Source organism: Hyunsoonleella aquatilis (assembly GCF_014270105.1).
In the GTDB taxonomy this organism is placed as follows: Bacteria; Bacteroidota; Bacteroidia; order Flavobacteriales; family Flavobacteriaceae; genus Jejuia; species Jejuia aquatilis.
Map to the genome: position 1 here is coordinate 231,177 of NZ_JACNMF010000001.1, position 14,317 is coordinate 245,493.

Below are 14,317 nucleotides of genomic sequence, written 5' to 3' on the forward strand. Positions count from 1 at the left end.
TTCTTTTGAATCCCATGGAAACACCTTTAGATTATTATAAAAAACATCTAACCAAATATCAGGCCGAGGTTAAGACTTTAAAAAAACGACTTACCAAGTTGAGTTTCTTAAGAGTTTTAGTTTTTGTTGCAACCAGTTTAGCTATATATCTCTTTTTTGAAAGATGGCAAATTGCTTTGGTTTTTGGATTGGTAGGAGCTGGAGTTTTTCTTTTTCTACTTTCAAAATATACCGATGCAAAACATTTGAGGGATTTCAACAAAGCTTTGGTAAACATTAATGAAGATGAAATCGAAATTGCCTTGAGTAACTTTCACGATAGGGCGGATGGTAAGGCTTTTGAAAACCCAAGCCATCAATATAGTTTGGATATCGATTTGTTTGGGCGAGGTTCATTTTTTCAATATGCCAATCGTACGACTATCAACGAGGGTACGCAACAATTCGCTACTACCTTATTAGCCAACGAAACTAATGGAATTGAGCGAAGGCAAGAAGCCATAAAAGAGCTGGCTTCAAAACCAGAATGGCGACAATGTTACACGGCTTCGGCCAGTTTGATAAAAGCTGAAACACCTGCAAAAAATATAATTGGCTGGTTGAATAATTATCAATCTTTTTTACCCAAATTTATCAAATGGTTGCCGATAGGCTTTTCGGTAATTTCAATTCTTATATCCTTATTGACCATATTTAATGTGATTGAAAACCAAATGATTGTTGTCTATTGGTTGCTATTCGGCCTCGCGATTTCTGGGGTTTACGTCAAACGAATCAGTCAATTGTCCTCTCATTCGGATAGATTAAAAGACACCTTTAGACAGTACGCCATTTTGCTGGACTATATTGAAAAGGAAAGGTTTGCCTCAGGGCTTTTGATGGAAAAACAAAAACAGATTCAGTCTGAACATGAAAAAGCGTCGCATATTTTTAAAAGACTGTCAAGATCGCTCGGCGCCTTGGATAATCGAAACAATCTTTTAGGTGCGCTTTTTGGTAACGGACTATTTTTAATGGATATCAGAAATAGTTACAGCATCGAAATGTGGATTGATACTTATGCCGATAAGGTGTCGGATTGGTTTGAGGTGGTTTCGTTTTTCGATGCCTATAATTCATTGGGGAATTTTGCATTCAATCACCAGGAATACGTTTTTCCCCATATTAAGAACAACGATTGCATAATTAAAGCTTCAAATTTGAGCCACCCATTGCTAGACAGAGAAAAACGCGTGCCAAGTGATTTATCAATTAACGAAGAACAATTTTTTATTGTCACCGGAGCAAATATGGCTGGCAAAAGTACATTTTTAAGAACGGTGTCCTTGCATATTGTGATGGCCAATATAGGGTTGCCTGTTTGCGCTACTTCGAGTGAATATTCGCCCGTAAAATTGATAACAAGTATGCGCACTTCGGATTCCTTAACGGACGACAGTTCCTATTTCTTTTCAGAATTGAGCCGATTAAAATATATCGTGGATGCCATTCAAAAGGAGCCTTATTTTATTGTTTTGGATGAAATTTTAAAAGGTACAAATAGTACGGATAAAGCTATTGGCTCAAAGAAGTTTGTTGAAAAATTGGTAGCTTCAAAGGCAACCGGAATTATTGCAACGCACGATTTAAGTTTATGCGAAATTGAAAAGGAATTAGATGATGTAAAAAACTATTATTTCGATGCCCAAATTATCAAAAATGAACTGTATTTTGATTATAAATTGAAACAGGGCATCTGTCAAAATATGAATGCTTCCTTTCTTCTGAAAAAAATGGAAATCGTTTAAATCGAAAAGAATTCCTCGACGCTGAGCGTCGGGGTTTCCGCTGAACTTGTCATTCCCGTGAACCTGCCTTGCCGGCAGGCAGGAACGGGAATCTAAAATAACAGAATTTCATTTTTTTGTCGATAAAGTTAAATTGAAACCAACGAAATATCGTAATGGTTCTACCTCGGAGATAGTTCATTTCAAGAAATTCTTTTATTTGCTTCCCTTCTAAAAAGTGACTTTTTGTTGATATTGGTGTCCAAAAAGCAAAAGAATATATTAGAATGAAAAACATATTAAGACTTTTGCTTTTAGTGATTTTTTTAATGATTGGAGTGTCAATAAAAGCTCAAGAGATTAAAGTGAACGAAGTGGTTTATGAGGTCAAGAAAGATTTGATTTTTAAAGATGGGGCGGATGTTACTAATACCTTAACTCCTGAAGAAAAGACAAAAATCAGGTCAGCTTTTGAGAAAAGGAAACTTCAAATGGGAGAAACTGAGCGTGTTGAAAAGCAACTGGAGAAAGCTGAAAAGGAGCAGAAAAAGGCTGAAAAAAAGCAAAAACAGGCTGAAAAAGCCCTAAAAAAGAAACAAAAGGCGCAATCCAATTTTGAAAAGGCCACCAAAAAACACGAAGTTGCTACAAAGAAGTACGAGAAGCTAAAAAAGAAAGGTAAACTTTCCCCACAGGACGAACAAAAGTGGCTGGAAAAAATTGAAAAGCTAAATACCAATTTGGCCAAAACCAAAAGGAGGTTATAATGAAATGAACGAAGGGTTTTGTATAAATCCAGTTGGTTTACTTCAAATTAAATAATATCTTAAGAGTTCAAAAAAAGTATAATTTTTGGACTCTTTTTTATATGATATAACCATTGTGGGGGGAGGGATTGTTGGTGTAGCTACAGCCTATAAAATTCAACAAAAATATCCCAATTTAAAACTGCTTCTTATTGAAAAAGAGGAGGGTTTGGCAACTCATCAAACAGGAAATAATTCAGGTGTTATCCATTCAGGTTTGTATTACAAGCCTGGTTCTTTAAAAGCCAAACTGTGTTCAGATGGACGTAAGCAGCTGGTGGCTTTTGCCAAAAAGCGTAATGTGGCACACGATGTTTGTGGTAAAGTGGTTGTCGCCACAGGGAAAAGTGAATTGCCTTATTTGGACAAAATATTCAATAACGGACTTCAAAACCAAATTGAGGGTATCGAAAAAATCAATGCCCATCAAGTGAATGACATTGAGCCTTTTGTAAAAAGTATCGGGGGCATTTGGGTGCCATGTACGGGAATTATAGATTTTAAAGGAGCAACACAAACCCTTGCTGATTTGGTTATTGCAAAACAACCAAGAAGTAAAATCGTGTTAGGGGAAGAAGTCAAGGCCTTTGAACATCAAGCGGAAACCACTTCCATCATCACTTCAAAGGGAACGTACACCACAAAACATTTGATTTTCTGCGGGGGTTTGCAGTCTGATCGCCTTGCGAAGAAAGACGGGGTGAAATCGAAACGGCGAATTGTTGGGTTCAGAGGGGACTATTATAACCTTACCGAAGAAGCAAAACACAAAGTAAAAAACCTAATTTACCCAGTTCCCAATCCTGCTTTTCCCTTTTTGGGCGTACATTTTACAAGGATGGTCAATGGGGACGTCGAATGTGGGCCTAATGCAGTCTTAACGTTTAAACGCGAGGGCTACGGGAAAACCGATTTCAGTTTAAGGGATACGATGGATGCCCTTTCGTATTCTGGGACTTGGAAACTATTGTTCAAGCATACGAATTTCGCCATTAATGAATACCGACGCGCATTTTCAAAAGCATTGTTTTTAAAAACACTTCAGTGTTTAATTCCATCTTTAACTGCTGAAGATATCATACCGGGAAGAGCTGGCGTCAGAGCTATGTTATTGAAGGAAAATGGCGAAATGCAGGAAGATTTTGAAATTGCGTACCAAGGCCGAAGCATTCATGTGTTAAATGCGCCATCCCCAGCTGCAACCGCATGTTTGGCCATTGGTGACGAAGTTAGTGCAATGGCATCCCAATATTTTAATTTGAATTAGCTTACATTTATCCTATGCAAGAGGAATTAAAAATAGCATTGCTCCAGTCTGATTTGGTTTGGGAAAATCCTGAGGAAAATCGGATTAATTTCACCAATAAAATTGAGGAGATTCAGGAGGGTGTGGACGTAATTGTTTTTCCAGAAATGTTTACCACAGGATTCACAATGCATGCAGAAAATGTTGCAGAAAATATGGATGGGGACACGGTAAAATGGATGCAGCATTTTGCTAAATCAAAGGGTTCAGCCATTGTCGGTAGTATCGTGGTTTCTGATAATGACAAATTTTATAACCGCTTGTTGTTCGTGGAGCCATCTGGTAAAATATCCTATTACAATAAACGCCATACGTTTACTTTGGTAGGTGAGGATAAAGTGTACGCAGCAGGCACCGAAAAAGTTATCATCGATTATAAAGGCTGGAAAATTTGCCCAATGATTTGTTATGACTTAAGATTTCCGGTTTGGTCAAGAAATGTTGAGGATTATGACATTCTTCTTTATGTCGCTAATTGGCCAATTCCTCGAATTGATGCTTGGGATACACTATTGAAGGCCAGGGCTATAGAGAATATGTGCTATTCTATCGGGGTAAATCGTGTTGGTGCGGATGGCGAAAATATTAACTACAATGGCAATTCTTCCGCCTATAATGTTTTGGGACAAAAACTTACTTCTATTCCCTTGGGTAAAGAACATACGGAAATCATCACGCTTCAAAAGAAACATATCAACCGTTATAGAAATCGGTTGAAATTTTTGGACGACCGGGATAGCTTTAGTTTAAAGTAAAATTTGTTTCAGTATCCCATCCTGCCCTAACAGCTGGGTCTAGTTTTGTTTCAGAATGTTTTACGATTTCTGGTTGGATTTTTTCAAGATAATTGCCCGTATCATACTTTTTGTTACCGTTCGTATCAAAAATCACCCTAATATAGTAGTCGCCTGGACTGATATTTAAGAAGTCAATGGGGTGCCGTTCAGTGGCATATTTTTCATAACGTACCTCACCTTGTTGCGTAGTTAGCTGAACGATTATGGGATACACGGCATTTTGGATATTTAGCCTAAAATTACCATAGCTGTCCTTTTTTTGGGTCCTGAAAGAGTGTTTAATGGTATCATTGGTTTTTCCATAAAAATCTGTAAGGGCATCGGGATAAAAACCAAAATAATACTCGTTGGATTCCGTTTTATCAAAAGTGATAGCATAAGTATTTGCAAGGGAATCCAAAGGTTTTATAGAAAACTCTACTGCAAGCGTGTCCTTATCGATCAAGTCAATCTTGGTTTTATCGATATTTGTAAGAGGAATGTTTCCTGAAATTAAAAGATCTTCGGTATATCGGATACTACCTTGGGGTTCCATTTTGACCAATAGAGAGTCTTTTTCCATATCCCGAATTCGAACCGTGTATTCTTTTGTGGTCTGCGGGTGTTCAATACTAAGGACTAAGGAATCCACCTCCAATTTCGGTTCGTACCAATAGTAAAGCGTATCCGTCTTTTCATCTTTAGTGATGCGGTATTTAAAATCTTCGGGCACTTCGGAAAGCATGTTCACTTTAATCCCCGTGTAATCGCCTTCATATCCAATCATAATTTTTTGTCCCGTAACTAGTTGTGGCCTAGAAGGCTTAAAATTCACAATTTCATTAAACAATCGAAGCGAGTAGGAGGAGTCCGTTGGTACATCGATAAATTCATCGTAAAAGGCAATTTGATCAGATTTTTGTTGAAATTTATTGTCTCCATTTTTATCCTTTAGAGCCACCAACAAATATTTGCCCTCTTTTACATTTTCAATAGTAAAAGTGGTCAAACTGTCAAGTGTATTGGTGATGTATTTTGGGGTTTCTTTGTAAATAATAGAGTCGGTAAACGTTGAGTCTACTTCATACAGCATAACCGATACAAAAGTTTCGGGTTGCCGTTTTAGGGCATCTGTAATATTACCTGTAACTGTCAATGAATCAAGATGATCCCCTGTAGAAAAAACATATCTGTAATAGGTGTAGGGGTTGCCCTCGTTATTGTCTTCAATACTATTTCCGAAGTTAAAAGCGTAGGTAGTGTTTGGTTGTAGGGTATCGTAAATCTTAATTTTGATGAATTTGCTCGCACTGCCTAAAGGGGTAATCTCGGGTTGCGTTTTCATTGGGGGCGAAATAATCAACTGCTTTTGTAGGTTTTTGATTTTAATGAATTCATCAAAATAGATTCGGATCTCTTTCGCGGCAAAATTGGTAGAATAATTTTCGGGGGATGTGCTCACAATTCTTGGTGGCTCAATATCCTTTGCCCCACCTTCTGGCCTGCCAGTATTGGCACAATTGATAGCAATGCATCCGATGATAATAATTAAAATAAAATTGAAAAACCTATTGCCCATTTGCTGGAATAAAATTTTGCACAAACCTACATAAAATTAGAGATATACCTTATGCTTAAACGCTATTCTTTTTAGGCTATTGCCATTGTGGCTATACTAACTTTAAGGTTTTTGGCCTGGTTCAAAACGGTTATGCAAGCTTCGAGGGTGGCGCCAGTGGTAATTAGGTCGTCTACCAATAAAACATGCTTGTTTTCGATGGCAAAAACATTTTTTAAGCCGAAGAGTTCGTTGTTTTTGGTCCAGCGTGCAAAGCGCCCTTTGGTGGTCTGGGATTTGGTATTGGTAATTTTCACTAATACATCTTCCCTAAATTCAATATTCAAGGCCTCAGCTATTTCTTGCCCAAATTTTGTTACTTGATTGTATCCTCTTTTTTTTAGTTTTTTTTGGTGCATCGGAACGGGAATCACCAAATCAATCTTTTGATAGGCTTCGACTGTTTTCAATTCGCCACCCAGCCATCCTCCTAAAAGCTCGCCTATATGTTCCTGTCCTTTATATTTTAAATTATGAATTAAGGTTTGAACGGGGCCATGCTTTTCATATCTAAATAAAGCCGTTCCATTCTCAATTTTTGCCCTTCCTTTTAATACATTTTTGACCGTGTCGTCATTGTCAAAATGAAAATCGGTCACAGGTAAATCGTGCCGGCAATCCATGCAGATCGTATCCTCATTGTCCGATAAATGGCTGGAGCAGGCATGGCATACCTTTGGAAAAAACAGATTTACAACGGAGTTTAGCATGAATCGGTTTGATTGAACTGTAAACTTAAGTAAAAAATTGAGGCAAGTCTTTATTTTTCTTGAAACAGCCGTTGCAGTTTATGGCGGTTTTATATTTTTGCACCTATGGCAAATCAAGACGATACATTTAAGAAGGTCATCTCCCATGCGAAGGAGTACGGGTATGTGTTTCAAAGCAGTGAGATATACGATGGGTTGAGTGCGGTTTACGACTATGCTCAAAATGGAGCAGAATTAAAGAAGAATATCCGCGATTACTGGTGGCGGGCAATGGTGCAGATGAACGAAAATATTGTGGGCATCGATGCGGCGATTTTTATGCATCCTACTACTTGGAAGGCTTCTGGCCACGTGGATGCGTTTAATGATCCCTTAATTGACAACAAGGATTCTAAAAAACGCTATCGTGCCGATGTATTGATTGAAGATTATTGCGCGAAGATTGAGTCCAAAATTGAAAAAGAAGTAAAGAAGGCTGAAAAACGTTTTGGTGATGCTTTTAATAAAGAAGAGTTTGTTACCACCAACGGACGTGTTTTAGGTTATCAAAAGAAAATTGATGAGACCTTGTCGCGTATGGCAAAATCATTAGAAAATGAAGATTTGGCTGATGTAAAGGCTTTGATTGAAGAGTTGGAAATTGCCGACCCTATGACGGGAAGCAAAAACTGGACGGACGTAAAACAGTTCAATTTGATGTTCGGTACCAAGCTTGGTGCTTCTGCTGATAATGCCATGGATTTGTACCTGCGTCCGGAAACGGCACAGGGTATTTTCGTTAACTTTTTAAACGTTCAAAAAACAAGCCGTTTAAAAATTCCATTTGGGATTGCACAAACAGGAAAAGCTTTTAGGAATGAAATTGTAGCACGACAGTTTATTTTCAGAATGAGAGAGTTTGAGCAAATGGAAATGCAATTCTTTATCAAGCCGGGTACTCAGGCCGAATGGTATGAGCATTGGAAAGAAGCTCGATTAAAGTGGCATTTGTCTTTGGGGATGGGAGCCGACAATTACCGTTTTCATGACCACGAAAAGTTGGCCCATTATGCCGATGCGGCCGCGGATATCGAGTTTAAGTTCCCATTTGGATTTAAGGAATTGGAAGGTATCCATTCAAGGACCGATTTCGATTTAAGCCAACATGAAAAATTTTCTGGTAAAAAATTGCAATATTTTGATCCGGAGGAAAATAAAAGCTATGTGCCTTATGTTCTAGAAACCTCTATCGGTTTAGACCGCATGTTTTTGGCCGTATTCTCAAATTCGCTTAAAGAAGAAGAATTGGAGAATGGAACTACTCGAACTGTGCTTAAGTTACCAGGTGTATTAGCACCGATAAAAGCGGCCGTGTTGCCTTTGGTGAAAAAAGACGGATTGCCTGAAATAGCACGTAAAATTGTTGAAGAGCTAAAATGGGATTTTAATATAATCTATGATGAGAAAGATGCTGTGGGAAGACGGTACAGAAGACAAGATGCCAACGGAACCCCGTTCTGTATTACGGTGGATCACGATACTTTGGAGGACAACACCGTAACGATTCGTCATAGGGATACTATGGAACAACAGCGTGTGAAAATTGAGGATTTAAGAGAACTCATCAAAAAAGAAGTGGATGTCCGCCATTGGTTGATGAAGATGGCATAATTCCTAAGAAAGCAGTCCCGACTGGTCTGGATCAAACCCGAAAGTATTAAAAATCCCAAACTTATAAGTTTGGGATTTTTAAATTTAAATCTTAATCTGTCGGTGGAAGAGTTCGGATAAGGAGATAAAAGTTTCAGTTCTAGAAACCCCACTAATTTCTTGAATGGTGTTGAGTACTTTCATCAAATGGTCGTTGCTTTTGCAAAGTACTTTTAGAAATACATTCCAATTTCCTGTCGTGTAGTGGCATTCCAAAACTTCAGGAACGCGTTGCAATAACTTTATAATCATTGGGGCATCGGCAGCCTTATCAAAATATACGCCTACGAAGCCCATCGTGTCAAAGCCTAAAACTTCTGGGTTCACTTCAAATTTTGACCCTGCAATTAGCCCAGATTTTTCCAATTTACGAAGACGCTGATGAATGGCCGCACCAGAAATGCCTACGTTTCTAGCAATTTCCAAAATGGGTGTTCTGGCATCATCCATGAGAGTTCTTAGGATTTTTTTGTCGATGCCGTCAATGGTGGTTAGTTGGTCTTTTTTCTTCATTTAGCTTATGGATTAAAAGGCAAAAGTAATCATTTGATTTCAATTAGGAATAAAAATAAGCTCTATGCTTTATGGGCTTCGAAACCAAACTTCAAAAAAATCTAGTCATTTAATGGGTTATAGCCAAGGTAAGGCAATTCTTTCTCTCTGAATGAAATCCCAAAGGTTTTCAATTCGTTCAAAATAGGATTGTAAATTTCTTTGGTAATTGGGATTTGTACACCAGGGGTAGTGATATTGCCGTTCAGAATGGCCAATACTGCCATTGCCACTGGGAGCCCTACAGTTTTTGCCATGGCCGTATAAGTTTGGTCTTCTCCGATAACAACCATATTGGCATCTATTTGACGTTTTTTTCCGTTAAGTTCGTAGCCGAACTTATGGTACATCACGATCATATCCTTATCGTCCTGATGTAAGGTCCAACTGTCCATCAATATCTTTTGAAGGATTTGTGCCGGGGAGGCATTTTTAAGCCCTACTGTTTTATCCGGATTGAAAATATCCAGTTCCACCAGTTTGTCCCAAACTATATCGTCCTGGTCTATTTTTAATTCGTGCCTTAATTTTAGTTCCACGGAGTCTTTATGACTGTAATGCAAAAATGCATTGGTAAAATCTCGGTAGCTCATGTTCTCACTATCTTCAATAGTATAGCTGTCATCGGTCATCCCCAACATTACGAAAATATGCCAGGCCCGACTAAAGCCTACCCGGCGCATTGTGCCACGGTAAAGTGTCTTAGTGTCGCTAAGTCCATAGACATTTTGATATTTTAAGGAATCCCGGTTGGCATAGGCTTCAAATCTGCCATAACCTTCAATGTCTAAAAATTCGGTTCGCCTAAATAGACGTTGGTAGGGAATGTATTTATAAGCGCCTTCTTGTATAAATTTCGCGGTGCCCCCTTGTCCGGCCGTAACCACGTTTCTAGGATTCCATGTGAATTTATAGTTCCATAAATTGTTATCGCTTTCGGGAGCTATCAAACCCCCAGTGAAGGATTCAAATAAAATGATACTGCCCCCTTTTGAGCGAATATCATCTAAAACCTGCATGGCGCTCATATGATCTATGCCAGGATCAACACCTATTTCATTCATTAAAATGATGTTTTTTGCAACTGCTTCGTTATGTAAGGCATGTATTTCCTGACTTACGTAGGACGCCGTCACCATATGTTTTTTAAAGGTGATGCAATCTTTGGCGATGGTGATGTGAAATCGTGCAGGTAGCATCGATACAACGATGTCGCAGGCTTTAATCAGTTTTTCACGCTCATTGGTATTAAATATGTCGAGCGAAACAACGTTAGTGTTGGGATGGTTACCTATGAGGGATTTTGCCCTTTTAATATCTACATCTGCCACAGTGATATGTAACTGCTCGGTTTTTGCTTTATCCAAAAGATATTTCAAAAGATAGGGGGAGGACTTTCCAAAACCGATGATTAAAATCTTTCGCATATTGTTTTTTGTTAACTAGATTTGTTGATGTAAATTAAGAAATTAAATGGATAGAAAAATATTAATTATAGCATCCATCCTTGGTTTGCTTTCCGTTGTTTTGGGTGCTTTTGGGGCTCATGGTTTGAAATCCCTGATTTCTGACGAGGCCATTCAAACCTTTGAAACCGGTGTGCGCTATCAAATGTATCATGCTTTATTGCTTTTATTCGTTGGTGGTTCAAAAAAAGTGGCGTCAAAATTCAAAACTGCTATTTTTTATTTAGTTTTAGCTGGAATTGTATTTTTTTCGGGTTCAATTTATGGTCTGGCAACAAACTCACTTTCGGCTTTCGATTTTAAAACAATAGCATTCATTACACCAATAGGAGGTTTGTTACTGATCATGGCTTGGGTGTTAATATTTGTTAATTTCATAAAATATAGACCCTAAAAATAAGAATATTATAATTTCAGTATAAATAATTATCATATTTTTGCGCAATAATTATTTTCACTGAAATATTTTGGCGAACTTAAATCTTGTTATGAAACGAATTTCTTTAGAGAATTATGGCATTAAAAATGCAAAGGTCAACTATCAATTATCGCCCGAGGAGCTACATCGGATAACGATTGAAAAAGGGCAGGGGGTTGAAGCATCATCAGGAGCCTTGGCGGTGAAAACGGGTGAATTTACGGGTCGATCCCCAAAGGATAGATTCATCGTTAAGGATGCTGTTACTGAAGATAAAGTTTGGTGGGGAGAGATCAATATTCCGTTTAGTCCAGAAAAGTTTGATAAGCTGTATGAGAAAGTGGTAGATTATCTTTCGGAAAAAGAAGTTTTTGTACGCGATTGTTATGCCTGCGCGGACGCCAATTATAAATTGAACATCCGAGTCATTAATGAATATCCCTGGAGTAATCAGTTTGCCTATAATATGTTTTTACGTCCTTCAGAAGAAGAATTGGAAAATTTTGAGGAAGAATGGGCCGTAGTGAATGCCCCAGGATTTAAAGCTGATCCTGCCGTGGATGGTACTAGGCAACATAATTTCGCCATTCTAAATTTCACAAAAAAAATTGCCTTGATTGGAGGTACAGGTTATACGGGCGAAATTAAGAAAGGTATTTTTTCGGCCTTAAATTTCATACTTCCTGTTGACAAAAACACCATGCCAATGCACTGTAGTGCCAATGTTGGCCCCGATGGAGATACGGCTGTTTTCTTTGGACTGTCGGGTACTGGAAAAACAACGCTTTCTACTGATCCCCATAGGAGCCTTATAGGAGATGATGAGCATGGCTGGACCAATGAAGATGTAATCTTCAATTTTGAAGGAGGTTGCTACGCAAAAGTCATTAACCTATCTGCGGAACAGGAGCCTGAAATTTACAATGCCATTAAAAAAGGTGCCATTCTGGAAAATGTGATTTTAGATGAAAAGGGAAATGTCGATTTTGAAGACACCTCAATTACGCAAAACACAAGGGTAAGCTACCCGATTCATCATATTGAAAATATCAAAGAACCTTCATTGGGTAAAAACCCTAAAAATATTTTCTTTTTAACGGCAGATGCTTTCGGAGTAATACCTCCAATTTCAAAATTAACACCAAGTCAGGCGGCCTATCATTTCATTTCGGGCTACACTGCAAAAGTTGCAGGGACCGAAGCTGGAGTAAAAGAGCCTGTGCCTTCGTTTTCGGCCTGTTTCGGTGCGCCATTTATGCCCTTGCACCCAGCAAAGTATGCCGAAATGTTAAGCAAAAAAATGATTGAGGCCGGAGTGAATGTATGGCTTGTAAATACTGGTTGGACAGGAGGTCCTTACGGTGTTGGAAAGCGAATGGAATTAAAATATACTCGGGCTATGATAAAGGCGGTATTGGATGGGAAATTAGGATTATACAATTACGACGATTACCATATCCATTCGGTGTTTGGTGTGGCGCAACCGCGAACTTGTCCGGGAGTGCCAACTAGTGTGTTGAGTCCGAGACAGACTTGGAATGACGATGAAGCGTATTACACTATGGCTTTTAAATTGACGAACGCCTTTCGTCACAACTTTAAAAAGTTTGAAGAACACTGCTCGGAGGAAATCAGACGAGGAGGTCCTCAGCGATATGGATTTTAACTACGCTAGCTAATTTTTTATAAGTTATAGCAACAACTATTGTTAGGGTGGTTTTTTCATATTCGGGTTTTCTTACCAGCACCTAGAATCATGGTGTTAGGGATATACCACCAAGTTAGCGACAAGGGAAAGACGGTCGGACGAGTTGCGTACCTCACAGAAAAAACCGGATTTTTCCGTTTCATGAAATCTCTTTACAATCTTATGGTAACATGTATATAGATGCCGGCGCGCAGAAATATTATTCGTTTACAAACGACTACAAACATTTACAAACGAATTTAAACGTGTAATAACCGAATAAACTTTTGATGCCGTTTCATATTTGCAGTGTTGAATCAATGAAGGTTCAATGGTATTAACTGTTAAACAATAAAATTTAAAATTATGAACGCACTTAGAAACAAAGTACAGTTGATTGGAAGATTAGGACAAGATCCAGAAATTATTAACTTCTCCAATGGTAACAAATTGGCTAAATTTTCAATTGCCACGGACGATAGTTACAAGGACAAAAATGGCAACAAAGTTGAGCGCTCCTACTGGCACAATGTTGTTGTGAAAGGTGGATTGGTAAACGTCGTGGAAAACTACATTTCTAAAGGAAAAGAAATTGCCATTGAAGGCAAGCTAACCAATAGAAGTTATGAAAACTCAGCTGGCGAAAAACGCTATGTAACCGAAGTAATTTGTAATGAATTATTGATGCTGAGCAAGTAAAATCTTTTTTTGCCCAAAACGAAAAGGTGCTTTGAGGGAAGCACCTTTTTTTGTTTTGTAGAATTTCTAACTGCCCTATTTCTAATTTTTACCAAAGATATCTTAATTCGATTTTATTATTTTCAATATGCAGTACTTTGTATGTTGAAGCTCCAATTTCTATCAAAGTACCTCCCTCATCAACATCCAATTTTTTCTTGAATTCTGATTCCCTAGTCCTCTTAAAAGCCCAACGATAAAATCCCTCAATTTTGGGTTTGCTTTCTGTCGCTCTAGTTAGAACTATATTCCGATTTTTGAGAACTCCGTTTTCCCAACCCGAAACATCCCAGACTCCTAAGAAACTATTTGCCAAAGAATCAGCAACGATTTCCCGTTTTCGTTTTAATTCGATGAATTTGTCTTCAAAAATTTTATGCTCTAAACTGTCATAATCTATTCCTTTCCAATCACAATTTCCAACAATTTTTATTTCCTCCCCGTTCGTTTTAATATCATAGTAGTCAATTGAAGAAGAATTGAACAAACATGTATCTTTAAGAGTTCTTGCCCTATTAATAAACTTAGTGATTAACTTTAAATCAGACTTCCTAATTTCAATTGTCCAAATTGAGTCCGTCCCCGAGCCATAATAATAAAACGGACTTTTTTTAATTGCTCTTATATTTCCCCCTCTTTTAAGAATATCCATTGAGTGAAATACAATTCTTTCATCACCTGTCCAAAACTGAATTTCGATATCGGAAAAGGTATCCAATTCAGCTTTGCTAATTTTATCAGAATTACATGAATTAAGAACTAGAAGAAAAATTATCAAAAAGCTT

Annotated in this window: 13 protein-coding genes; 8 read left to right on the forward strand and 5 right to left on the reverse strand. The window is 38.0% G+C overall.

Features of this window, described 5'->3' with window-relative positions; translation table 11 throughout:
- Positions 1-14 precede the first annotated feature (14 nt).
- The 4 genes from H7U19_RS00920 to H7U19_RS00935 all read left to right on the forward strand — a co-directional run bounded on the left by H7U19_RS00920 (position 15) and on the right by H7U19_RS00935 (position 4,633).
- Positions 15-1,787 carry a MutS-related protein gene (locus tag H7U19_RS00920; protein WP_186557959.1) on the forward strand — a complete coding sequence of 591 codons (1,773 nt, stop codon included), beginning with the start codon at positions 15-17 and terminating at the stop codon, positions 1,785-1,787.
- A gap of 266 nt (positions 1,788-2,053) precedes the next feature.
- Positions 2,054-2,533, forward strand: a complete 480-nt coding sequence (locus H7U19_RS00925) for a hypothetical protein (RefSeq protein WP_186557960.1) — start codon at positions 2,054-2,056, stop codon at positions 2,531-2,533.
- Between the two features lie 85 nt (positions 2,534-2,618).
- Positions 2,619-3,839: an L-2-hydroxyglutarate oxidase gene (gene lhgO / locus H7U19_RS00930; RefSeq protein WP_186557961.1), complete on the forward strand. Its 1,221-nt coding sequence runs from the start codon at positions 2,619-2,621 to the stop codon at positions 3,837-3,839.
- Positions 3,840-3,853: 14 nt separating this feature from the next.
- Entirely contained in the window at positions 3,854-4,633 is a 780-nt protein-coding gene (locus H7U19_RS00935) for an amidohydrolase (protein ID WP_186557962.1), read from the forward strand.
- Here H7U19_RS00935 and H7U19_RS00940 read toward each other — a convergent pair.
- Together H7U19_RS00940 and H7U19_RS00945 are read right to left on the reverse strand one after the other, a co-directional pair.
- Complete coding sequence (locus H7U19_RS00940) at positions 4,620-6,233, reverse strand: Ig-like domain-containing domain (RefSeq protein WP_186557963.1); 1,614 nt, start codon at positions 6,231-6,233, stop codon at positions 4,620-4,622. The genes H7U19_RS00935 and H7U19_RS00940 overlap by 14 nt on opposite strands.
- A 71-nt stretch (positions 6,234-6,304) precedes the next feature.
- Complete coding sequence (locus tag H7U19_RS00945) at positions 6,305-6,982, reverse strand: ComF family protein (protein WP_186557964.1); 678 nt, start codon at positions 6,980-6,982, stop codon at positions 6,305-6,307.
- Between the two features lie 105 nt (positions 6,983-7,087).
- Here H7U19_RS00945 and H7U19_RS00950 point away from each other — a divergent pair, with 105 nt between their 5' ends.
- Positions 7,088-8,632, forward strand: coding sequence for a glycine--tRNA ligase (locus H7U19_RS00950; protein WP_186557965.1), 1,545 nt, complete (start codon positions 7,088-7,090; stop codon positions 8,630-8,632).
- A gap of 84 nt (positions 8,633-8,716) precedes the next feature.
- Here the strand turns inward: H7U19_RS00950 and H7U19_RS00955 are convergent, their stop codons facing one another.
- Both H7U19_RS00955 and H7U19_RS00960 read right to left on the reverse strand, forming a co-directional pair.
- Positions 8,717-9,184: an Lrp/AsnC ligand binding domain-containing protein gene (locus H7U19_RS00955; RefSeq protein WP_186557966.1), complete on the reverse strand. Its 468-nt coding sequence runs from the start codon at positions 9,182-9,184 to the stop codon at positions 8,717-8,719.
- Between the two features lie 101 nt (positions 9,185-9,285).
- Positions 9,286-10,650: a saccharopine dehydrogenase family protein gene (locus H7U19_RS00960; RefSeq protein ID WP_186557967.1), complete on the reverse strand. Its 1,365-nt coding sequence runs from the start codon at positions 10,648-10,650 to the stop codon at positions 9,286-9,288.
- 46 nt (positions 10,651-10,696) lie between these two features.
- Here H7U19_RS00960 and H7U19_RS00965 point away from each other — a divergent pair, with 46 nt between their 5' ends.
- From H7U19_RS00965 to H7U19_RS00975, 3 genes are all read left to right on the forward strand, one after another.
- Positions 10,697-11,083 carry a DUF423 domain-containing protein gene (locus H7U19_RS00965; RefSeq protein ID WP_186557968.1) on the forward strand — a complete coding sequence of 129 codons (387 nt, stop codon included), beginning with the start codon at positions 10,697-10,699 and terminating at the stop codon, positions 11,081-11,083.
- 94 nt (positions 11,084-11,177) lie between these two features.
- Complete coding sequence (gene pckA / locus H7U19_RS00970) at positions 11,178-12,773, forward strand: phosphoenolpyruvate carboxykinase (ATP) (RefSeq protein ID WP_186557969.1); 1,596 nt, start codon at positions 11,178-11,180, stop codon at positions 12,771-12,773.
- A gap of 387 nt (positions 12,774-13,160) precedes the next feature.
- Positions 13,161-13,493, forward strand: coding sequence for a single-stranded DNA-binding protein (locus H7U19_RS00975; protein WP_186557970.1), 333 nt, complete (start codon positions 13,161-13,163; stop codon positions 13,491-13,493).
- Positions 13,494-13,581: 88 nt separating this feature from the next.
- Here H7U19_RS00975 and H7U19_RS00980 read toward each other — a convergent pair whose 3' ends face one another.
- Complete coding sequence (locus H7U19_RS00980) at positions 13,582-14,310, reverse strand: hypothetical protein (RefSeq protein WP_186557971.1); 729 nt, start codon at positions 14,308-14,310, stop codon at positions 13,582-13,584.
- Positions 14,311-14,317 lie beyond the last annotated feature (7 nt).